22 protein-coding genes are annotated in these 22,461 nt (G+C 51.3%); 12 read left to right on the top strand and 10 right to left on the bottom strand.

Going from position 1 to position 22,461, the window contains the following annotated elements; genetic code table 11:
• The first annotated feature begins 15 nt into the window (after positions 1–15).
• A complete protein-coding gene (locus ATB02_RS07230) occupies positions 16–348 on the top strand; it encodes a DUF2645 family protein (protein ID WP_000912122.1) in 333 nt (110 codons plus the stop codon).
• Positions 349–393: 45 nt separating this feature from the next.
• On the opposite strand, the gene qseC is transcribed toward ATB02_RS07230, so the two are convergent.
• Both qseC and qseB read right to left on the bottom strand, forming a co-directional pair.
• A complete protein-coding gene (gene qseC, locus ATB02_RS07235; protein WP_000673371.1) occupies positions 394–1,743 on the bottom strand; it encodes a quorum sensing histidine kinase QseC in 1,350 nt (449 codons plus the stop codon).
• The gene (gene qseB / locus ATB02_RS07240) at positions 1,740–2,399 is read right to left on the bottom strand and encodes a quorum sensing response regulator transcription factor QseB (RefSeq protein WP_001221493.1); all 660 of its coding nucleotides are present in this window, start codon (positions 2,397–2,399) and stop codon (positions 1,740–1,742) included. The genes qseC and qseB overlap by 4 nt, the downstream gene beginning before the upstream one ends.
• 151 nt (positions 2,400–2,550) lie before the next feature.
• On the opposite strand from qseB, the gene ygiW reads away from it, so the two are divergent.
• From ygiW to ATB02_RS07275, 7 genes are all read left to right on the top strand, one after another.
• Positions 2,551–2,943: an OB fold stress tolerance protein YgiW gene (ygiW, locus tag ATB02_RS07245; RefSeq protein ID WP_000712658.1), complete on the top strand. Its 393-nt coding sequence runs from the start codon at positions 2,551–2,553 to the stop codon at positions 2,941–2,943.
• Between the two features lie 52 nt (positions 2,944–2,995).
• Positions 2,996–3,478, top strand: coding sequence for an AraC family transcriptional regulator (locus tag ATB02_RS07250; protein WP_105271309.1), 483 nt, complete (start codon positions 2,996–2,998; stop codon positions 3,476–3,478).
• Positions 3,479–3,586: 108 nt separating this feature from the next.
• Entirely contained in the window at positions 3,587–5,194 is a 1,608-nt protein-coding gene (locus ATB02_RS07255; RefSeq protein ID WP_105271310.1) for an ABC transporter substrate-binding protein, read from the top strand.
• 137 nt (positions 5,195–5,331) lie between these two features.
• Complete coding sequence (gene parC / locus ATB02_RS07260) at positions 5,332–7,590, top strand: DNA topoisomerase IV subunit A (RefSeq protein WP_105271311.1); 2,259 nt, start codon at positions 5,332–5,334, stop codon at positions 7,588–7,590.
• A 233-nt stretch (positions 7,591–7,823) separates the two neighbouring features.
• Positions 7,824–8,561, top strand: coding sequence for a 1-acylglycerol-3-phosphate O-acyltransferase (gene plsC / locus ATB02_RS07265; protein WP_000965713.1), 738 nt, complete (start codon positions 7,824–7,826; stop codon positions 8,559–8,561).
• Positions 8,562–8,634: 73 nt separating this feature from the next.
• Complete coding sequence (gene ftsP / locus ATB02_RS07270; RefSeq protein ID WP_000059405.1) at positions 8,635–10,047, top strand: cell division protein FtsP; 1,413 nt, start codon at positions 8,635–8,637, stop codon at positions 10,045–10,047.
• Between the two features lie 109 nt (positions 10,048–10,156).
• On the top strand, positions 10,157–12,376 hold the full coding sequence (locus ATB02_RS07275; RefSeq protein WP_000095184.1) for a YgiQ family radical SAM protein: 2,220 nt from the start codon (positions 10,157–10,159) through the stop codon (positions 12,374–12,376).
• A 38-nt stretch (positions 12,377–12,414) separates the two neighbouring features.
• On the opposite strand, the gene ATB02_RS07280 is transcribed toward ATB02_RS07275, so the two are convergent.
• The 5 genes from ATB02_RS07280 to yqhD form a co-directional block, all read right to left on the bottom strand.
• Positions 12,415–12,645 (bottom strand): LPP leucine zipper domain-containing protein, encoded by a 231-nt coding sequence (locus ATB02_RS07280; RefSeq protein WP_105271312.1) that lies wholly within the window; start codon positions 12,643–12,645, stop codon positions 12,415–12,417.
• 17 nt (positions 12,646–12,662) lie between these two features.
• Positions 12,663–12,920 (bottom strand): lipoprotein YqhH, encoded by a 258-nt coding sequence (gene yqhH, locus ATB02_RS07285; protein ID WP_105271313.1) that lies wholly within the window; start codon positions 12,918–12,920, stop codon positions 12,663–12,665.
• A gap of 50 nt (positions 12,921–12,970) precedes the next feature.
• A complete protein-coding gene (locus ATB02_RS07290; RefSeq protein ID WP_105271314.1) occupies positions 12,971–13,897 on the bottom strand; it encodes a YbjP/YqhG family protein in 927 nt (308 codons plus the stop codon).
• Between the two features lie 199 nt (positions 13,898–14,096).
• Positions 14,097–14,924 carry a 2,5-didehydrogluconate reductase DkgA gene (gene dkgA, locus ATB02_RS07295; RefSeq protein WP_000013131.1) on the bottom strand — a complete coding sequence of 276 codons (828 nt, stop codon included), beginning with the start codon at positions 14,922–14,924 and terminating at the stop codon, positions 14,097–14,099.
• Between the two features lie 104 nt (positions 14,925–15,028).
• Positions 15,029–16,192, bottom strand: a complete 1,164-nt coding sequence (gene yqhD / locus ATB02_RS07300; protein WP_001058802.1) for an alcohol dehydrogenase — start codon at positions 16,190–16,192, stop codon at positions 15,029–15,031.
• Positions 16,193–16,385: 193 nt separating this feature from the next.
• On the opposite strand from yqhD, the gene yqhC reads away from it, so the two are divergent.
• Positions 16,386–17,285, top strand: coding sequence for a DNA-binding transcriptional regulator YqhC (gene yqhC / locus ATB02_RS07305; protein ID WP_140423068.1), 900 nt, complete (start codon positions 16,386–16,388; stop codon positions 17,283–17,285).
• A gap of 39 nt (positions 17,286–17,324) precedes the next feature.
• On the opposite strand, the gene yghB is transcribed toward yqhC, so the two are convergent.
• Both yghB and metC read right to left on the bottom strand, forming a co-directional pair.
• The gene (gene yghB / locus ATB02_RS07310; protein WP_000268419.1) at positions 17,325–17,984 is read right to left on the bottom strand and encodes a DedA family general envelope maintenance protein YghB; all 660 of its coding nucleotides are present in this window, start codon (positions 17,982–17,984) and stop codon (positions 17,325–17,327) included.
• A gap of 139 nt (positions 17,985–18,123) precedes the next feature.
• Positions 18,124–19,311, bottom strand: coding sequence for a cystathionine beta-lyase (gene metC, locus ATB02_RS07315; RefSeq protein WP_105271315.1), 1,188 nt, complete (start codon positions 19,309–19,311; stop codon positions 18,124–18,126).
• A gap of 251 nt (positions 19,312–19,562) precedes the next feature.
• Between metC and exbB the strand changes: the two genes are divergently transcribed.
• Together exbB and exbD are read left to right on the top strand one after the other, a co-directional pair.
• Positions 19,563–20,297: a tol-pal system-associated acyl-CoA thioesterase gene (gene exbB / locus ATB02_RS07325; RefSeq protein ID WP_000527851.1), complete on the top strand. Its 735-nt coding sequence runs from the start codon at positions 19,563–19,565 to the stop codon at positions 20,295–20,297.
• 6 nt (positions 20,298–20,303) lie between these two features.
• Positions 20,304–20,729 carry a TonB system transport protein ExbD gene (gene exbD / locus ATB02_RS07330; protein WP_105271316.1) on the top strand — a complete coding sequence of 142 codons (426 nt, stop codon included), beginning with the start codon at positions 20,304–20,306 and terminating at the stop codon, positions 20,727–20,729.
• A 158-nt stretch (positions 20,730–20,887) separates the two neighbouring features.
• Here the strand turns inward: exbD and yghA are convergent, their stop codons facing one another.
• Entirely contained in the window at positions 20,888–21,772 is an 885-nt protein-coding gene (gene yghA / locus ATB02_RS07335) for an NADP(+)-dependent aldehyde reductase (protein ID WP_000018760.1), read from the bottom strand.
• A gap of 190 nt (positions 21,773–21,962) precedes the next feature.
• On the opposite strand from yghA, the gene ATB02_RS07340 reads away from it, so the two are divergent.
• The gene (locus ATB02_RS07340; RefSeq protein ID WP_000439331.1) at positions 21,963–22,457 is read left to right on the top strand and encodes a TIGR00645 family protein; all 495 of its coding nucleotides are present in this window, start codon (positions 21,963–21,965) and stop codon (positions 22,455–22,457) included.
• The last annotated feature ends 4 nt before the right edge of the window (positions 22,458–22,461 follow it).

The following is a 22,461-nucleotide window of genomic DNA, read 5'->3' on the forward strand; positions in this document are numbered from 1 at the left end:
TGAGCGTGCTAACATATGTTAAAGCATAAAATTCAAACAATATTTGAAGCTCTGTTATATATAATGCTTACTTATTGGTTAATAGATGCTTTTTTTGCATTCAATAAGTATGACTGGATGCTTGAGTCGGGAGACAATATTTGCAGTACACCTTCCGTTTCAGGCGAAGATCGTATATTGCAAACAATGATTGCAGCATTTTTTCTTCTGACGCCACTTATTATTATTATCTTAAGAAAACTCTTTGTGCGAGAAATGTTTGAGTTTTGGTTATATGTAATCTCGCTCGTTATTTGTTTGGTTTGTGGTTGGTGGCTTTTTTGGGGACGGTTTATATTTTGCTATTAATAAAATCTATGAGAGTCGTTTTAACGGCTCTCATAGACAGAGAAGTTACCAGCTTACTTTCGCCTCAAATCCACCTTGTTCCGCATTCCCAAACTCAACATTCATGCCATGCAGCTTGGCGATTCGCTGGACAATTGAAAGCCCAAGTCCACTGCCGGTAGCGGTTTGTCCGGGTGGGCGATAGAAGCGTTCGCCAATTCTCGCCAGTGCCTCTGGTGTCACACCGGGGCCGTTATCCCTCACGATGAAATTATCGGCATTCAGCGTGACGTCCACCACGCTACCTTGTGGACTGTAGCGCACGGCGTTATCCAGCAAATTTCGCACCAACAAACTTAGCAATAGCGGTTGTCCGGTGCGTTTGATGCCGTGGGCATTGAGTGTCAGTCGCACGTCAATTTTCGCCTGCTGCGCCGTGTGGTAAATATCCATCACCGACGATTGCAGGAGATCTTCAAGCGGGATCTCCGCGACGTCCTGAAGGTTATCCAGTGAGTCCAGCCGCGATAGCGTGAGCAGTTGATCAACCAGACGAGTAGCACGATCGATTCCGGAATGTAATTGAAGCAGCGCTTTTTTCCGCGCCTGCGGATCATCGTCAGAGAGCTGCGCAACTTCGGTTTGCACTTTCAGCGCCGTTAACGGGCTACGAAGTTCGTGAGCTGCGTCGGAGGTAAAGCGTCGTTCACGAACCATCATCGCATGTGTGCGGGCGAACAGTTGATTCAACGACTCAACCAGTGGACGCACTTCGCTGGGTACGCCCGTCGCGTTTAGTGGTTTTTCCGAGTCAGGGTCACGCATACGTAGTGCCAGCGCCAGTTTGTTCAGCGGCGCGAGTTCACGACCCAGTAGTACCATCATGATGATTAACATAATCGGCAGTGCGACAAGCCACGGGATCAATTGCCCGGCAACAATCGCCAGCGCCATGTCTTCACGGTATTCCCATTCCTGACCAACAACGATGCGATATTTGCCATCAGGTGAGGTCATCCAGACAAAACGCCAGGGATCGTCTTCACCGACCAGTTGCCCGTCAGCAAAACCTTCCCGCTGATAGCTATAAGGAATATCTTCTCCGTTATCGCCATCGTTAAGGACCATTCTGCCGTCGTGAGTAAAGATGGCAAAGGTCAGCGCATCGTCATCAACATGACCGTGTTTTAATTTATTTGGCGTCTGTGCCATGCGATCCGCCGCGTTGATTTCGTTGAGATCGAGCGTACTTAACCGTTTGGCAAACAGCATCAGTTGGGTGTCGAACAACTCATCGACGTTATCCGTTGTTTGTTTCCAGGCGACAAAGCTGGAAAGCAGCCAGGTCACCGAGGCCAGAATTAAAAAGATTAGCGTCAGCCTGACTCGCAGACTAAGACGTTGGGTAAATTTCATTTCTCACCTAATGTGTAGCCAATACCATGAACGGTACGAATAAAATCACTGCCGAGTTTGCGTCGCAGATGATGTACATGCACTTCAACGGCATTACTGGTGACCTCTTCGTCCCAGGTATACAGTTTCTCTTCAATCAGTTTGCGCGGCAGTACCCGACCAGCGTTACGCATCAGTAATTCCAGCAGGGCAAATTCTTTTGGTTTCAGCGTTAAGGGTTCGCCAGCCAGCGTGGCGATACGTTTGCCGGGGTCGAGCATGACGTTGCCGTGGCGCAGCTCGTTGCTGGCCTGGCCGTTGGTTCGGCGCATCAGAGCTTCCAGCCTGGCGGCGACTTCTATCAACGCAAAAGGTTTACACAGATAATCGTCAGCTCCCAGACGCAGCCCTTCTACACGTTCCGCCAGCGCATCGCGCGCAGTCAGGATTAATACCGGCTCACGCTGACCTTTTTCTCGCCATTCGCGCAAAATATCGCGACCATCCATGCCCGGTAAGGTTAAATCCAGGATCACCGCATCATAAGGTGCGCTATATAGCGCCTCTTTTCCCTGACGACCTTGTGTAAACCAGTCGACGCTAAAACCCATTTTACTAAGGCCCGTTTTGATGCCGTCGCCAATCAGCATGTCATCTTCTATCAGTAAAATTCGCATTTTTTCATCCCTGCGATAACCATATTTGCTGCCAGTAAACCGTGTTGTAACGCGCTCTGTACAGCACTAAATTTTATTTTTTTCCCTTAAGAAGTTGTTAAGGACTATCTTGTTAAATGCTCGAAAACAGACATTAAAGGGAGTAATAAACATGAAAAAATTCGCAGCAGTAATCGCAGTAATGGCCCTGTGCAGTGCACCGGTGATGGCAGCAGAGCAGGGCGGTTTTTCTGGTCCATCGGCAACACAAAGTCAGGCCGGAGGATTCCAGGGGCCGAATGGCAGCGTAACGACCGTAGAAAGCGCAAAATCCCTGCGTGATGACACTTGGGTCACCCTGCGCGGCAATATCGTTGAACGTATCTCTGACGATCTCTACGTGTTCAAAGATGCCAGCGGTACTATCAATGTTGATATCGACCACAAACGCTGGAACGGCGTGACGGTGACCCCGAAAGATACCGTTGAGATTCAGGGTGAAGTCGATAAAGACTGGAACTCTGTTGAAATTGACGTCAAACAGATCCGCAAAGTAAATCCGTAATTGTTAGCGCTCCCGGGACACGTTCCCGGGAATAATTTCGCAGGGAGGCAAAATGAAAGACCTGACACTGGATGTAAATATTATCGATTTCCCACCAATCCCTGTGGCGATGTTGCCACATCGCTGTAGCCCTGAATTGCTCAACTACAGCGTGGCGAAATTTATCATGTGGCGTAAAGAAACGGGGCTTTCTCCTGTTAACCAAAGCCAGACTTTTGGTGTCGCCTGGGACGACCCTGCCACCACCGTACCGGAAGCGTTTCGCTTTGATATCTGCGGCAGCGTTAACGAACCGATTCCCGATAATCGTTATGGCGTGAGTAATGGTGAACTTACCGGTGGACGTTATGCCGTGGCCCGCCACGTTGGCGAGCTGGACGATATTTCACATACGGTATGGGGCATCATTCGCCACTGGCTGCCTGCAAGCGGCGAGAAAATGCGTAAAGCACCGATTCTGTTTCACTACACCAATCTTGCCGAAGGGGTAACAGAGCAGCGACTGGAAACGGATGTTTATGTGCCGTTGGCGTGATGAAGAATCTTTACCGGAGTGTGAGCCAAATCACTCGCGATAAGTTTGAGCGAACAATGCCACAGGCGTATTGTTGTTGGGCTTATAATTTCTCCGGTAAGGAATACCATGTATACGCGAAATTTATTATGGCTGGTCAGCCTGGTAAGTGCGGCTCCTCTCTACGCTGCTGACGTTCCCGCCAACACACCGCTCGCCCCGCAACAAGTCTTTCGTTACAACAATCATAGCGACCCAGGTACGCTCGACCCGCAAAAGGTGGAGGAGAATACTGCCGCGCAGATTGTGCTGGATCTGTTTGAAGGTCTGGTATGGATGGACGGTGAAGGCCAGGTGCAGCCCGCTCAGGCTGAACGCTGGGAGATACTGGACGGCGGCAAGCGCTATATTTTTCATCTGCGTAGCGGTTTGCAGTGGTCAGACGGTCAGCCTCTGACGGCAGAGGATTTTGTCCTCGGCTGGCAGCGCGCGGTTGACCCGAAAATGGCAAGCCCTTTTGCTGGCTATCTGGCACAGGCGCACATTAACAATGCCGCGGCTATTGTTGCGGGTAAAGCAGATGTTACATCGCTGGGTGTCAAAGCGATGGATGATCGTACTATTGAAGTTACGCTTGAGCAGCCGGTTCCTTGGTTCACGACGATGCTCGCCTGGCCGACGCTGTTCCCGGTTCCCCATCATGTAATCGCGAAATATGGCGATAGCTGGAGTAAGCCTGCGCATATGGTTTACAACGGTGCCTTTGTGCTTGATAAATGGGTAGTTAACGAAAAGATTACTGCACGCAAAAATCCAAAGTACCGCGATGCGCAACATACGGTATTGCAACAGGTTGAGTATCTGGCGCTGGATAATTCGGTCACCGGCTATAACCGCTATCGCGCGGGAGAGGTCGATCTCACCTGGGTTCCGGCGCAGCAAATTCCTGCCATTGAAAAATCACTGCCTGGCGAGCTACGAATTATCCCGCGTCTGAACAGCGAATATTACAACTTTAACCTTGATAAACCGCCATTTAACGATGTGCGGGTGCGTCGGGCGCTATATCTTACGGTTGATCGACAGCTTATTGCGCAAAAGGTACTGGGGTTGAGAACGCCCGCAACCACGCTGACGCCGCCAGAGGTAAAAGGCTTTAGCGCGACGACGTTCGATGAACTGCAAAAGCCAATGAGTGAGCGTGTCGCGATGGCAAAAGCCTTGCTGAAACAGGCGGGATACGACGCCTCTCATCCGCTACGCTTTGAGCTGTTCTACAACAAGTACGATCTGCATGAAAAAACCGCGATAGCGTTGTCTTCCGAATGGAAAAAATGGCTGGGTGCACAAGTGACGCTGCGCACAATGGAGTGGAAAACCTATCTTGATGCCCGACGAACCGGTGATTTCATGCTGTCTCGGCAGTCGTGGGATGCGACGTACAATGATGCTTCCAGCTTTCTGAACACGCTCAAAAGCGATAGTGAAGAAAACGTCGGTCACTGGAAAAATGCGCAGTATGACGCCTTACTAAACCAGGCCACGCAGATCACTGATGCGACAAAGCGTAATGCGTTGTATCAGCAGGCAGAAGTGATCATCAACCAGCAGGTACCGCTCATTCCCATCTACTATCAGCCGTTAATCAAACTGCTTAAACCCTACGTTGGCGGTTTTCCGCTGCATAATCCGCAGGATTATGTCTACAGCAAAGAGTTGTATATCAAGGCACATTGATGCCTTTATCGCCGTCGGAGCACGTCCGGCGGCGCTATTCACGCTGATCTCCTGTGACTCGACGCGGCAGATAATGTAGTATCTCCGGCAATATTGCCCCTTTGAAGGCTGGCGAATAAGTTGAGGAATCAGAATTAATGAGCGATATGGCAGAGCGCCTTGCGCTACATGAATTTACGGAAAACGCCTACTTAAATTACTCCATGTACGTAATCATGGACCGTGCGTTGCCGTTTATTGGTGATGGTCTGAAACCTGTTCAGCGCCGCATTGTGTATGCGATGTCTGAACTGGGCCTGAATGCCAGCGCCAAATTTAAAAAATCGGCCCGTACCGTCGGTGACGTACTGGGTAAATACCATCCGCACGGCGATAGCGCTTGTTATGAAGCGATGGTCCTGATGGCGCAGCCGTTCTCTTACCGTTATCCGCTGGTTGATGGTCAGGGGAACTGGGGCGCGCCGGACGATCCGAAATCGTTCGCAGCAATGCGTTACACCGAATCCCGGTTGTCGAAATATTCCGAGCTGCTATTGAGCGAGCTGGGGCAGGGGACGGCTGACTGGGTGCCAAACTTCGACGGCACTTTGCAGGAGCCGAAAATGCTACCTGCCCGTTTGCCGAACATTTTGCTTAACGGCACCACCGGTATTGCCGTCGGTATGGCGACCGATATTCCACCGCATAACCTGCGTGAAGTGGCTCAGGCAGCAATCGCGTTAATCGACCAGCCGAAAACCACGCTCGACCAGCTGCTGGATATCGTGCAGGGGCCGGATTATCCGACCGAAGCGGAAATCATCACCTCGCGTGCCGAGATCCGTAAAATCTACGAAAATGGTCGCGGTTCTGTGCGTATGCGCGCGGTGTGGAAGAAAGAAGATGGGGCGGTGGTTATCAGCGCATTGCCGCATCAGGTTTCAGGTGCGCGTGTACTGGAGCAAATTGCTGCGCAAATGCGCAACAAAAAGCTGCCGATGGTTGACGATCTGCGCGATGAATCTGACCACGAGAATCCGACCCGTCTGGTGATTGTGCCGCGTTCCAACCGCGTGGATATGGATCAGGTGATGAACCACCTCTTCGCAACCACCGATCTGGAAAAGAGCTATCGTATTAACCTCAATATGATCGGTCTGGATGGTCGTCCGGCGGTGAAAAACCTGCTGGAAATTCTCTCCGAATGGCTGGTGTTCCGCCGCGATACCGTGCGCCGCCGACTGAACTATCGTCTGGAGAAAGTCCTCAAGCGCCTGCATATCCTTGAAGGTTTGCTGGTGGCGTTTCTCAATATCGACGAAGTGATTGAGATCATTCGCAATGAAGATGAACCGAAACCGGCGCTGATGTCGCGCTTTGGCCTCACGGAAACCCAGGCGGAAGCGATCCTCGAATTGAAACTGCGTCATCTTGCCAAACTGGAAGAGATGAAGATTCGCGGTGAGCAGAGTGAGCTGGAAAAAGAGCGCGACCAGTTGCAGGGCATTCTGGCGTCCGAGCGTAAAATGAATAACCTGCTGAAGAAAGAACTGCAGGCAGACGCGCAAGCCTACGGTGACGATCGTCGTTCGCCGTTGCAGGAACGCGAAGAAGCGAAAGCGATGAGTGAGCACGACATGCTGCCGTCGGAACCCGTCACCATTGTGCTGTCGCAGATGGGCTGGGTACGCAGCGCTAAAGGCCATGACATCGACGCGCCGGGCCTGAATTATAAAGCGGGTGATAGTTTCAAAGCAGCGGTGAAAGGTAAGAGCAACCAACCGGTAGTGTTTGTTGACTCCACCGGTCGTAGCTATGCTATCGACCCGATTACGCTGCCGTCGGCGCGTGGTCAGGGCGAACCGCTCACCGGCAAATTAACGTTGCCGCCTGGGGCGACCGTTGACCATATGCTGATGGAAAGCGACGATCAGAAACTGCTGATGGCTTCCGATGCGGGTTACGGTTTCGTCTGTACCTTTAACGATCTGGTGGCGCGTAACCGTGCAGGTAAGGCTTTGATCACCTTACCGGAAAATGCCCATGTTATGCCGCCGGTGGTGATTGAAGATGCTTCCGATATGCTGCTGGCAATCACTCAGGCAGGCCGTATGTTGATGTTCCCGGTAAGCGATCTGCCGCAGTTGTCGAAGGGTAAAGGCAACAAGATTATCAACATTCCGTCGGCAGAAGCCGCGCGCGGCGAGGATGGTCTGGCGCAACTGTACGTTCTGCCGCCGCAAAGCACGCTGACCATTCATGTTGGGAAACGCAAAATTAAACTGCGTCCGGAAGAGCTACAGAAAGTCACTGGCGAACGTGGACGCCGCGGTACGTTGATGCGCGGTTTGCAGCGTATCGATCGTGTCGAGATCGACTCTCCTCGCCGCACCAGCAGCGGCGATAGCGAAGAGTAGTATGCCGGGGAGGGTATTGCTTCCTCCCGCTTGCAAGGAACGCCGGATGAAACGTTAAGTCGTCATCCGGCAGCATATTCAACCCCCGGAAACGATAAAAATTCCCTTGAAACCGTTGTTTATTCATGCGTTGCGATTAACAATACGCTTTTCCAGAGAGCGGCTTTTAACAATGCCCTAACCTGATTTCAGGTGACGTACAATGCCAGTCTCTCAGACCTTCAGAGGGTGTTATGCTATATATCTTTCGTCTTATTATTACCGTGATTTACAGCATCTTAGTCTGTGTATTCGGCTCCATTTACTGCCTTTTCAGCCCGCGTAACCCGAAACATGTAGCCACCTTTGGGCATATGTTTGGTCGTCTTGCGCCGCTGTTCGGCCTGAAAGTTGAGTGTCGCAAACCTGCAGATGCTGAAAGCTACGGCAATGCTATTTATATTGCTAACCACCAGAACAACTATGACATGGTGACAGCATCGAACATCGTGCAACCGCCGACGGTGACGGTAGGTAAAAAGAGTTTGCTGTGGATCCCCTTCTTTGGTCAGTTGTACTGGCTAACCGGCAACTTATTGATCGACAGAAATAACCGCACTAAAGCTCACGGCACCATTGCAGAAGTAGTGAATCACTTCAAAAAACGCCGTATTTCCATCTGGATGTTCCCGGAAGGTACCCGCAGCCGTGGTCGCGGCCTGCTGCCGTTCAAGACCGGAGCATTTCACGCGGCAATTGCGGCAGGCGTCCCGATTATTCCCGTGTGCGTCTCTACAACTTCGAATAAGATTAATCTTAATCGACTGCACAACGGCTTGGTTATTGTCGAAATGCTGCCGCCAATTGACGTGAGTCAGTATGGTAAAGACCAGGTTCGCGAGTTGGCTGCCCATTGTCGTTCGATAATGGAACAAAAAATCGCTGAGCTCGATAAAGAAGTCGCAGAACGCGAAGCCGCCGGAAGAGTTTAAGTCGGCAATCTGTATTTTTGCGGGAACACTTTCCTGCACGGTATTACTTTAGCCAGTTTTACATGGAGCAAATATGTCACTCAGTCGGCGTCAGTTCATTCAGGCATCGGGGATTGCACTTTGTGCAGGCGCTGTTCCCCTGAAGGCCAGCGCAGCCGGGCAACAGCAACCGCTACCCGTTCCGCCGCTGCTTGAATCTCGCCGTGGGCAACCGCTGTTTATGACTGTACAACGTGCGCACTGGTCATTTACGCCAGGAACGCGCGCATCGGTCTGGGGAATCAATGGTCGTTACCTGGGGCCGACTATCCGCGTCTGGAAGGGCGATGATGTTAAGCTGATCTACAGTAACCGCCTGACAGAAAATGTCTCAATGACGGTGTCTGGTTTACAGGTGCCTGGCCCGCTGATGGGCGGTCCGGCACGGATGATGTCGCCAAACGCTGACTGGGCACCCGTATTACCCATTCGCCAGAACGCAGCGACATTGTGGTATCACGCTAATACCCCCAATCGCACGGCTCAGCAGGTCTATAATGGCCTTGCCGGAATGTGGCTGGTGGAAGATGAAGTCAGCAAGTCGCTGCCTATCCCCAACCATTATGGTGTGGATGATTTTCCGGTCATTATCCAGGATAAACGGCTGGATAATTTTGGTACGCCAGAATACAACGAACCGGGAAGCGGCGGCTTTGTTGGAGATACGCTGCTGGTCAACGGTGTACAAAGCCCGTACGTTGAAGTCTCGCGTGGCTGGGTGCGCTTGCGTCTGTTGAACGCGTCGAACTCTCGTCGCTATCAACTACAGATGAGCGATGGTCGCCCGTTACATGTGATTTCTGGCGATCAGGGATTCTTGCCTGCTCCTGTATCGGTGAAGCAACTTTCGCTGGCACCGGGCGAGCGCCGCGAGATTCTGGTGGATATGAGCAACGGTGATGAAGTGTCGATCACCTGTGGCGAAGCGGCGAGCATTGTTGATCGTATTCGTGGCTTCTTTGAGCCATCCAGCATTCTGGTTTCTACGCTGGTGCTCACGTTGCGCCCAACCGGGCTACTGCCGCTGGTTACTGACAGCCTGCCGATGCGCCTGCTGCCAACTGAAATTATGGCCGGTTCGCCGATTCGCAGTCGCGATATCAGTCTGGGTGATGACCCGGGTATCAATGGGCAGCTGTGGGACGTCAACCGTATTGATGTCACCGCGCAGCAAGGAACGTGGGAACGCTGGACGGTACGCGCGGACGAGCCGCAAGCGTTCCATATTGAAGGCGTGATGTTCCAGATCCGTAACGTGAATGGCGCGATGCCGTTCCCGGAAGACAGAGGCTGGAAAGATACCGTTTGGGTTGACGGACAAGTGGAGCTGCTTGTTTATTTCGGTCAGCCTTCCTGGGCGCACTTCCCGTTCTACTTCAACAGTCAGACGCTGGAAATGGCGGACCGTGGCTCGATTGGGCAATTGTTGGTCAATCCGGTACCGTAATCGCCATACTCGCCCGAGAGGGCGAGTATGGAATACTTTTCGATTTCTCTTTCGTTCCGGCTTATAATCCCCGGCCTTTGATTATTTTTTTATCATTTCTGGAAGCAAAATGAGCTCTATCTCCCTGATCCAACCGGATCGCGACCTGTTCTCTTGGCCGCAGTACTGGGCCGCCTGTTTTGGACCGGCACCGTTTTTGCCGATGTCTCGTGAAGAGATGGATCAACTTGGCTGGGATAGCTGCGACATCATTTTGGTTACTGGCGACGCGTATGTCGATCACCCCAGCTTTGGGATGGCGATTTGCGGTCGTATGCTTGAAGCGCAGGGCTTTCGTGTCGGGATCATCGCCCAGCCAGACTGGAGCAGCAAAGACGACTTTATGCGTCTGGGTAAACCGAATCTGTTTTTCGGTGTTACCGCAGGCAACATGGACTCGATGATCAACCGTTACACTGCCGATCGCCGTTTGCGTCATGACGATGCCTACACGCCAGATAACGTCGCGGGTAAGCGCCCGGATCGTGCCACCCTGGTTTATACCCAACGTTGTAAAGAGGCGTGGAAAGATGTGCCGGTGATCCTCGGCGGTATTGAGGCCAGTCTGCGTCGTACCGCACATTATGATTACTGGTCCGATACCGTACGCCGTTCAGTGCTGGTGGATTCTAAGGCCGACATGCTGATGTTCGGTAACGGTGAGCGTCCGCTGGTGGAAGTGGCGCATCGTCTGGCGATGGGTGAGCCGATTAGTGAAATCCGCGATGTGCGTAATACCGCGATTATCGTAAAAGAGGCGTTGCCAGGCTGGAGCGGTGTGGATTCCACCCGTCTTGATACTCCTGGGAAAATCGACCCGATCCCGCATCCGTATGGTGAAGATTTGCCGTGCGCGGATAACAAACCGGTGGCCCCGAAAAAGCAGGAAGCGAAAGCCGTAACCGTGCAGCCACCGCGCCCGAAACCGTGGGAAAAAACTTACGTGTTGTTGCCTTCATTCGAGAAAGTGAAGGGCGATAAAGTGCTGTACGCTCATGCTTCGCGTATTCTGCACCACGAAACCAACCCAGGCTGCGCGCGTGCGCTGATGCAAAAACATGGCGACCGCTATGTATGGATCAACCCGCCTGCCATCCCGCTTTCTACCGAAGAGATGGACAGCGTCTTTGCGCTGCCGTACAAGCGCGTGCCGCATCCGGCTTACGGTAATGCCCGAATTCCGGCTTACGAAATGATCCGTTTCTCTGTCAACATTATGCGCGGCTGCTTTGGCGGCTGCTCTTTCTGCTCTATTACCGAGCATGAAGGTCGCATTATTCAGAGCCGTTCGGAAGATTCGATCATCAACGAGATTGAAGCGATCCGCGACACCGTGCCAGGCTTTACGGGCGTGATTTCCGATCTCGGTGGGCCAACTGCCAACATGTATATGTTGCGCTGCAAATCGCCGCGCGCAGAGCAGACTTGCCGCCGTTTATCGTGCGTTTACCCGGATATTTGTCCTCATATGGACACTAACCACGAACCGACGATCAACCTCTATCGCCGCGCGCGTGATCTGAAAGGCATTAAAAAGATCCTCATCGCTTCCGGCGTGCGTTATGACATCGCCGTGGAAGATCCGCGCTATATCAAAGAGCTGGCGACCCATCATGTTGGCGGTTATCTGAAGATTGCCCCGGAACATACCGAAGAAGGGCCGTTATCGAAGATGATGAAGCCGGGCATGGGCAGTTATGACCGCTTTAAAGAGCTGTTCGATACCTACTCGAAACAGGCAGGTAAAGAGCAATATCTGATCCCGTATTTCATCTCGGCACACCCCGGTACGCGTGATGAAGATATGGTGAATCTGGCGCTGTGGCTGAAAAAGCATCGCTTCCGTCTCGACCAGGTACAGAACTTCTACCCGTCGCCGTTGGCTAACTCCACCACCATGTATTACACCGGGAAAAACCCGCTGGCGAAGATTGGTTACAAGAGTGAAGACGTCTTCGTACCGAAGGGCGACAAACAGCGTCGTTTGCATAAAGCGTTGTTGCGTTACCACGATCCGGCAAACTGGCCGTTAATTCGCCAGGCGCTGGAAGCGATGGGTAAAAAGCATCTGATTGGCAGCCGTCGTGATTGTTTAGTGCCTGCGCCAACCATCGAAGAGATGCGCGAAGCCCGCCGTCAGAACCGCAATACCCGTCCGGCGTTGACTAAACATACGCCGATGGCGACCCAGCGTCAGACACCTGCTACGGCAAAAAAAGCGTCGTCTACGCCATCTCGCCCGGTGAATGCTGGTGCAAAGAAACGGCCTAAAGCGGCGGTTGGTCGTTAAGTGAAATGTGCCCGGCAGCAATGATACTGCCGGGAAATTTATAACCTTGGTTTATAAGGACTGTTACGAACGTCTAAGCGGTAATGCGCTCTTGCTGTTTCGTCTTTAACTTGCTGAATTTCCGGACGCAGGGCGCCAATATCCTGTTGCAGTTGATTAATTTTGTTATTCAATGCCTGAATATCATGTTCCAGGTGTTCAATTTTGGCATTGCTGGTACAGCCAACAAGACACAGCGCCAGCGGAATGGATAAGATAAGTTTGTTCATTATGAATTCCAGAACCGTCATTCCGCATACATACGCAAGCAGCGCAGGCAATCAAAATAGTCCTGGGCGTCAAGACGCGTATTGGCTCTGTTAGCGTCGGATTTGGCAGCATAGATTTGTGGGCGTAATGCTTTCATATCCTGCTCAAGCCGGGCGATTTTGGCATTTAATCTTTGCACATTGCTCGCCAGCTGATTGACCTTTTGCTCATTGACGCAGCCACTGAGCAAGCAGGTTGCCAGAACAACAGCTCCCACGGTGAAAATCGTTTTCATATAGTGTTCCCTTTTATTTATTGTTCCGACTAATTGTTATTTTATTCAGCTCATTGCTTTAATCTGGCGGCGGTTTTCACCTCAATCTGTTTAAGTAAGCTGCCGCTGTTTGGACGGATAAAATCAGCGATTTCCCACTTACCTTCGCGCCGCTGTAAAACCAGTTCTTGCTCTTCATTGTTGCCATTGGTCAGCGTAAAACGAACATGAATGCGGGCGGAATCGGCGGTTTTCTCCAGGACAAGGATTTCATCAACGCGTGAAAATAGTGACTCTTCGCCAAAACAGATCGGATTGTCGTAAATAAATTGCCGTTCTATTTGCATATCTTCATCGGGATTGTTGGCAGTCTTGAAGGTGGTTTTATAGAAGGCATTGACCGCCTGGCGGTAAGAGTCGGAAACCACCCACGTCCACGGCCAGCTATAATCAGCAATATGTTCAAAGAGTTCGGCAACAAAGGCTTCCGGCTGTTCTTTTTGCAACGAAGCTACAGCGGCCAGCGTTTTTTCATTCTCGCTATTAACTGCTTGTAAGACGCTGCCATGATTGCTGACAATATCGTCAATGACCCAACGACCATTTTCCGCCACCATTTTCAGTGTCTGCGTGGTCTTTTCTTTATCGTCTTTAAAGATACGAAAGCGCACAACGGCATCGGCATGATCGGCGTCAGGTTGGGTTATCGCTACGCTTTCTAACACCAGATCGCCAAAATCCTGACAATCACAAACCGGATCATAATCCAGCCAGCCAATATTGCCCGGCAGCGTAAGATTGTCGTTCAGGGTAAGCGCCTGTTGAATACGCGCAGAAGTTATCGCTCGCTCTCCGGTTTCACCAAAATAAGGCGTACTGGCATCTGATTTATAGTTCTGATAAATCTGCCGGACTGTTTGTTCTACGGTCTGTGAAGGAGGCTGCGCGTGTACGGTAAAACTTGCCAGGGCTGCTAAAAACAGAAGTATTATTTTCATCTGTTTTTCACCTCTCCGTTGCGTTTATCCCGGGTGTAGATGAATTGTTCCTTTAAGAGCTTCCGGCTCTGCATGATGATGTCCTTATATTTGGCATTCCTGAACAAGGAAGAGTAACAATGGGCGTGACGCGAGGGGAATAAATGATTTCTGAAAAGTCCGGTAGCGGAACATTACCGCCACCGGGAGAATTTGCGCGTTAGCCGCCGAACTGGTCGGGATCGGGGCCGAGGCGTTTGCCCTGGTCGAGTTTGGCAATTTCACCTAGCTCGTCTTTGTCGAGACGGAAATCCCAGACATCAAAGTTTTCGGCAATACGTGAAGGTGTTACCGATTTCGGGATCACCACCAGGCCGTTATCCAGATGCCAGCGGATAACAATCTGCGCCGGGGTTTTGCCGTATTTATCTGCCAGATCGCGAATGACTTTCTGATCGAAAACGCCTTTCCCACCTTGCGCTAATGGGCTCCAGGATTCGGTCTGGATTTTGTGTGTCGCGTTCCAGGCGTGAAGCTGGCGTTGCTGCATCAGCGGGTGGAGTTCAATCTGGTTTATCACCGGCGTCACGCCAGTTTCATCAATCAGGCGTTGCAGGTGATGGATCTGGAAGTTGCACACGCCGATGCTTTTGATTAAGCCCTCTTTTTGCAATTCGATCATGCCCTTCCATGCTTCGACATAGTGGTCGATAGCAGGAACGGGCCAGTGCATTAAGTAAAGGTCGACATAATCAAGCTGGAGTTTTTTCAGGCTGTCGAGCAGGGCTTCGCGGGGGCGCTTGTGGTCGTCGTTCCAAAGTTTAGTGGTGATGAACAGTTCTTCTCTGTTAACTGAGGCATTTTTCAGGGCTTTGCCGACACCTTCTTCGTTCTTATAGGCCGCGGCGGTATCAATCGAGCGATAACCCACGTCTAACGCTTTTTGAATGGCAGTGATTACTTCCTCATTACTTGCTTGCCAGACGCCCAGGCCCAACTGGGGCATGACATTGCCATCCTGTAGCTTAATAACGGTTGGATTAGCCATACGTTCCTCCTTTATATGAACTCACCGGAGCTGGCTCCGGTGAGGTGTTGTGAACTTAAGTCTGGACGAAATGCCCGAAAACGAAAGTTTGAGGCGTAAAAAGCTTAGCGGGCGGCTTCGTATATGCGGCGGCTGACATCCAGCGTAATGTCATGATTTTCGCCCAGTTGGGTCATACCGTGCTCTTCCAGTTTTTTCAACAAAGCCGGGATGGAGCTGCCGTCCAGACCGTAGTCGGAGAGGTGGGTCGGCACGCCTAATTGCTCAAAGAAATTGCGGGTTGCGGCAATCGCGGCGTCAATACGCTCATCGTCGGAACCTTCTGTGATGTTCCAGACGCGTTCAGCATATTGCAGCAGCTTAGCGCGCTTGGTATCGCGTTTTTCATTCCACAGTGCAGGCAGGACGATAGCCAGTGTTTGCGCGTGATCCAGACCGTGCATCGCAGTCAGTTCGTGGCCCAGCATATGCGTTGCCCAGTCCTGCGGTACGCCAGCGCCGATCAAACCGTTCAGCGCCTGAGTCGCCGCCCACATAACGTTGGCGCGCACATCGTAGTTTTCTGGCTCTTTCAGGGCTTTCGGACCATCTTCGATCAGCGTCAACAAAATGCCTTCTGCGAAACGGTCCTGAATTTTGGCATCAACCGGTTTGGTAACATACTGTTCCACGGTGTGCACAAAGGCATCCACTACACCGTTAGCCACCTGACGCGGCGGTAGAGTGTAGGTATAAACCGGATCGAGCACGGCAAATACCGGTTGAACATGGGCAGAATGGAATGCCTGCTTGTCGCCTGTGGTTTTACGGGAGATCACTGCGCCTGCGTTGGATTCTGAACCGGTTGCTGGCAGCGTCAGCACACAGCCCATCGGGATGGCGCTTTTAATCTCTTTACCGCCCGTTTGTAGAATGTGCCACGGATCGATATTTTCTGGATAGTTAGCCGCCGCAGCGATAAATTTGGTGCCGTCCAGTACAGAACCGCCGCCAACCGCCAGCAGGAAGGTTACTTTCTGTTCGCGAACCAGTTTCACGGCATTCATCAGCGTTTCATAAGCCGGGTTTGGCTCAATACCGCCAAATTCCAGCACGTCCATGCCTTTCAGGGCATCCAGAACTTGATCGAGAACGCCGGTTTTTTTCACGCTGCCGCCGCCGTAGGTAATCAATACGCGTGCATCGTGAGGAATTTGCTCGCGTAAACCAGCGATTGCGCCTTTACCAAACAGAATGCGGGTTGGGGTGTGCAGATTAAAGTTGTTCATTACTTGCTCCCTTTGCTGGGTCAATATGAGGGCAGAGATCGGTCTGCCTGATGTTTTTCATTGTGGTCGCCAGCGCCGTACCTCTCAATGCTCATTTCTGCCAATGTCTTGCCTATTTCTCCAGAGTGCTGGAGAAATGCTACAAAATTGCGCACAATCAAATTGCCGCATTATTCCTAAGAAATTACGCGATATGAAACGTGAAGAGATTTGCCGCTTGCTGGCGGGTAAAGTTAATAAACTGAAAAATAAAGAAAATAGTTTGTCAGAGCTATTGCCCGATGTGCGTTTGTTGTATGGCGAGACGCCTTTCGCACGTACGCCGGTGATGTACGAGCCCGGCATCATAATTCTCTTTTCTGGGCATAAAATCGGTTATATCAATGAACGCGTGTTTCGTTATGATGCCAATGAATATCTGCTGCTGACGGTGCCGTTGCCGTTTGAGTGCGAAACTTATGCCACGTCAGAGGTACCGCTGGCAGGGGTGCGTCTCAATGTCGATGTTTTGCAGTTACAAGAGCTGTTGATGGACATTGGCGAAGATGAGCATTTTCGGCCGTCGATGGCAGCCAGCGGGATTAACTCTGCCACGTTATCAGAAGAGATTTTATGTGCGGCGGAGCGGTTACTCGATGTGATGGAGCGACCGCTGGATGCGCGTATTCTCGGCAAACAGATCATCCGCGAAATTCTGTACTACGTGCTGACCGGACCTTGCGGTGGCGCGTTACTGGCGCTGGTCAGCCGTCAGACCCACTTCAGCCTGATTAGTCGCGTGCTGAAACGAATTGAGAATAAATACACCGAAAACCTGAGCGTCGAGCAACTGGCGGCAGAAGCCAACATGAGCGTATCGGCGTTCCACCATAATTTTAAGTCTGTCACTAGCACCTCGCCGTTGCAGTATTTGAAGAATTACCGTCTGCATAAGGCGCGGATGATGATTATCCACGACGGCATGAAGGCCAGTGCAGCAGCGATGCGCGTCGGCTACGAAAGCGCGTCGCAATTTAGCCGTGAGTTTAAACGTTACTTTGGTGTGACACCGGGGGAGGATGCGGCAAGAATGCGGGCGATGCAGGGGAGTTAAATGCGTTCCCGGTACCGCAACCGGGAACGGGGGAAATTGTCAGGCGTTACAGTATTTCTTTTTAATCACCACAAACAGCGTGCCTAACAAGCCTGCAGTTAACAAGGCAATCGGCAGGATCATCAGGAATGTCATTACCTGATCTTCATGCCGTTTAACGAACGGAATCATGCTTAAGGCATAGCCGAAACTGGTTACTACGCTGACCCACAGCAATCCGCTTAGCCAGTTGAAAAACTGGAAGCGGCGGTTTGGCAGACCGGAAATACCCGCCATGGTTGGCAACAGCGTACGGACAAATGCGAGAAAACGTCCAGCCAGCAGCGCCAGCAGACCGTGACGGTCAAACATACAGGTAGCACGCTGGTGATATTTGGCAGGAAGCTGTGCCAGCCAGCCTTTCACCGTTTTAGTATTCCCTAACCAGCGCCCCTGAATATAACTTAACCAGCAGCCCAGACTTGCTGCGGCGGTCAGAATCGCAATCGTAGGCAGAAAATCCATAACCCCCTGGGCAATCAATGCGCCTGCCAGTATCAACAAGCTGTCGCCTGGCAAAAATGAGGCGGGCAGCAGGCCGTTTTCTAAAAACAGCGTGGCAAACATGACAAAGTAAACAACGCTAACAATATGAGGATCCGCCAGCGCGGCAAAGTCGTGTTGCCAGAGCGCAGCGATGATATCTTGAATAACAGCCATGGACTTTCCTGTGGAACAGCGTTTAAGCCTTTATCTGCCTATTGTACTCCTGAATCGTCCGGGACGCCTTGATCCCGGACGCAACAATTTAAGACTTTTCACAATAAAATGTCTGCAAAATTGTCCAAAAGTGGCAATGTTATACAATTCGCGCAAAACCGGCGTCCAGATCGGCAATCAAATCATCGACATCTTCCAGACCAATATGCAGGCGAATCAAGGTCCCGCTAAAATCGATCTTGCCTTGTGGACGAATGGCGGCGATATGTTCTGGTTGATTTGCCAGGATCAACGATTCATAACCGCCCCACGAGTAGGCCATGCTGAATAAACTGAAGTTATCCAGATAGTTCGCCAGCTCTTCATCATTGAGTTTTTTCTTAAGCACAAAGGAAAATAGCCCGCTGCTACCTGTAAAGTCTCGTTTCCAGAATTCGTGGCCTTTACTGCCAGGCAGAGCAGGGTGGTTAACTCGCGCTACTTGCGGATGTTCTGCCAGCCATTCAGCCACTTTCAGACTGCTTTCATGATGTTGACGCAGGCGAACACCCAAAGTGCGCAGGCCACGGCTGGTTATATAGGCGGTATCGGCATCAACCATCTGGCCCATCAGATAGGCATTCTCCCGCAGCTGCTCCCAGCAACGGGCATTGCACACGGCAGTGCCAATCATCGCATCTGAATGCCCCACCAGATATTTGGTAGCGGCCTGAATGGAAACATCGATGCCAAAATCCAGCGCCTTAAACAGCACACCGGCCGCCCAGGTGTTATCGATCATAATGATGGCATCCGGCACCACACTGCGCACGGCGGCAACAATCGCCGGAACGTCGTGGACTTCCATGGTGATGGAGCCTGGGGATTCCAGAAACACGATTTTAGTGTTTGGCTGCACATGTTTAACGATATTTGCGCCAATCAGCGGATCAAACCACGATGTCGTTACGCCCAGTTTGCTGAGGATTTTGCTACAGAAATCCTGACTCGGTTCATAGGCGGTGTTGGTCATCAACACATGATCGCCCTGTTCGACAAAAGCAAGAATAGAATTAGCAACCGCCGCCGCCCCGCAGGGGAACAGCACGCAGCCTGCGCCACCTTCCAGTTCGCACATCGCTTCTTGTAAGGAGAAATGGGTTAACGTTCCGCGCCGTCCATAAAACAACTCGCCATTGGCGCGATTGCGCGTCGCGTGTTTTTTGGCTTCCACACTGTCAAAGACCAGCGAAGAAGCGCGCTGAATCACGCTATTTACCGCGCCGAGAGTGTATTTTTTGCTGCGTCCTGCGTTCACCAGTTGAGTATCAAGCTTTTTGTCCGCCATCTCGGGATTCCTGTTTTTATACGTCTGGATGTCTAAACTAGCATGAATATTCGCGGGCGCATCCTGAAGAATTGGCATAAAGCAGAAAATTTTCGCAAATGGCGTGCTGGTGACTTTTTTACTGCGTAAACGCAAGGAAAAGAAAACAAAGGTACGGCAGTATGCAAATAGTAATGAGAACGACTATCAATTCGACGTCGTTTTGATATTATTATGCGCAGATTTTGTGATTTGCGTCCTGGAGATACACAGTGGGTAATAATTTAATGCAGACGGATCTTTCCGTCTGGGGTATGTATCAGCACGCCGATATTGTCGTTAAGTGCGTGATGATTGGGCTTATTTTGGCGTCCGTAGTCACCTGGGCAATCTTCTTCAGTAAGAGCGTTGAGTTCTTCAATCAGAAGCGTCGCCTGAAACGCGAACAGCAACTGCTGGCCCAAGCGCGTTCCTTGAACCAGGCCAACGATATCGCCGCTGATTTTGGTAGCAAAAGCTTAAGCCTGCATTTGCTCAATGAAGCGCAGGATGAGCTGGAACTGTCAGAAGGCAGCGACGATAACGAAGGTATTAAAGAACGTACCAGCTTCCGTCTGGAGCGTCGGGTCGCTGCAGTGGGTCGTCAAATGGGCCGCGGTAACGGCTACCTTGCAACCATCGGCGCGATTTCGCCGTTTGTGGGCCTCTTTGGTACGGTCTGGGGCATCATGAACAGCTTTATCGGTATTGCGCAAACGCAGACCACTAACCTGGCCGTCGTTGCGCCGGGTATCGCAGAAGCTCTGTTAGCAACGGCAATCGGCCTCGTGGCAGCGATTCCGGCGGTCGTTATCTATAACGTATTTGCACGTCAGATTGGCGGCTTTAAAGCGATGCTGGGTGATGTCGCAGCGCAGGTATTATTGCTGCAAAGTCGTGACCTGGATCTGGAAGCCAGCGCCGCTGCGCATCCGGTTCGTGTCGCCCAAAAATTACGCGCAGGATAATGTCCGATGGCAATGCATCTTAACGAAAACCTTGACGATAACGGCGAAATGCATGATATCAACGTGACGCCGTTTATCGACGTGATGTTGGTTCTGCTGATTATCTTTATGGTGGCAGCGCCGTTAGCGACGGTAGATGTGAAGGTGAACTTGCCTGCTTCTACCAGCACGCCGCAGCCTCGTCCGGAAAAACCGGTTTATCTGTCGGTGAAGGCGGACAACTCGATGTTTATCGGTAACGATCCGGTCACCGATGAAACAATGGTTACAGCGCTGAATGCGTTAACCGAAGGTAAGAAAGATACCACTATCTTCTTCCGTGCGGATAAAACCGTCGATTACGAGACGTTGATGAAGGTAATGGATATGCTGCATCAGGCGGGTTACCTGAAGATAGGTCTGGTCGGCGAAGAAACTGCCAAAGCGAAGTAAAGACAATTGCCTGATGCGCTACGCTTATCAGGCCTACAAAATATATTGCAACATATTGAATTTGCATGACATGTAGGCCGGATAAGGCGTTTAGACCGCATCCGGCAAGAGTTAAATGCATAATGATGCCCGGTTGCTTTTCGCAACCGGGCATTTTTTTAGCCTAAATGTTCGCCGCCGCACACGCCGTGTACTTCTGCAGTGACATAGCTCGACTCCTGACTTGCCAGATAAACATACACTGGGGCCAGCTCCGCCGGTTGTCCTGCACGTTTCATTGGTGTTTGCTGACCAAACTGCGGGATCTTATCCTGCGTTTGTCCACCGGAAATTTGCAGTGCTGTCCAGATCGGGCCTGGCGCAACAATATTCACCCGAATACCTTTCTCCGCGACCTGTTTTGCCAGGCCTCGGCTGTAGTTCAGAATCGCCGCCTTCGTAGCCGCATAGTCCAGTAAATGCGGGCTTGGCTGGTATGCCTGGATTGACGAAGTGGTGATGATACTGGCACCTTTCGGTAGCAGGGGGATCGCTTCCTGGGTTAGCCAGAACAGCGCGAAAACGTTAATGGCAAAGGTCTTTTGAAACTGTTCGCTGGTGAGGTCTGCAATATCAGGAATAGCAACCTGTTTCCCGGCGACCAGCGCCATAATATCCAGCCCGCCTAACGCCTTATGCGCTTCGTGAACCAGCGAACGGGCAAACTTCTCATCGCTTAAATCGCCAGGCAGCAGGACGGCTTTGCGTCCGCATTCTTCAATGATCTTTTTCACATCCTGAGCGTCTTCTTCTTCCACGGGAAGATAACTGATCGCTACGTCAGCGCCTTCACGCGCGTAAGCTATGGCGGCAGCACGACCGATTCCGGAATCGCCCCCTGTCACCAGTGCTTTACGATCTTTCAGGCGACCGCTACCAACATAGGTTTTCTCGCCGCAATCCGGCACCGGTGTCATTTTCGCCTGGATGCCTGGCGTCGGTTGTTTCTGTTTGGGATATTCACCAGTGTAATACTGCGTGGTCGGGTCTTTTAAATGAGACATTGTTTTTCTCCCTTCAGGTTCAACGTCCTTTAAGGGTAGACGCTCTCGATGCGTTGATAAGGGAACCAGGAAGATCCCTAAACCTCGGATTTATGCGACAAAGGTTTAACGGATATGTTGATTTGCTGTTGCGTGCTGTTTACTCAATTGCGATATACTGTTGCCCGTTTTAACTACACGACAGGAATGTATGGAACGTTTTCTTGAAAATGCAATGTATGCTTCTCGCTGGCTGCTTGCCCCCGTGTACTTTGGCCTTTCGCTGGCGTTAGTTGCTCTGGCGCTGAAGTTCTTCCAGGAGATTATTCACGTACTGCCGAATATCTTCTCGATGGCGGAATCAGATTTGATCCTCGTGTTGCTGTCGCTGGTGGATATGACGCTGGTTGGCGGTTTGCTGGTGATGGTGATGTTTTCCGGTTATGAGAATTTCGTCTCGCAGCTGGATATCTCCGAGAACAAAGAGAAGCTGAACTGGCTGGGGAAAATGGACGCAACGTCGCTGAAAAACAAAGTAGCAGCGTCGATTGTGGCAATTTCTTCCATTCACTTACTGCGCGTCTTTATGGATGCGAAAAATGTCCCTGATAACAAACTGATGTGGTACGTCATTATCCATCTGACGTTTGTGCTCTCTGCATTTGTGATGGGCTATCTTGACCGACTGACTCGTCATAATCACTGATCTG

Source organism: Escherichia sp. MOD1-EC5189 (assembly GCF_002966045.1).
GTDB classification, from domain to species: domain Bacteria; phylum Pseudomonadota; class Gammaproteobacteria; order Enterobacterales; family Enterobacteriaceae; genus Escherichia; species Escherichia coli_F.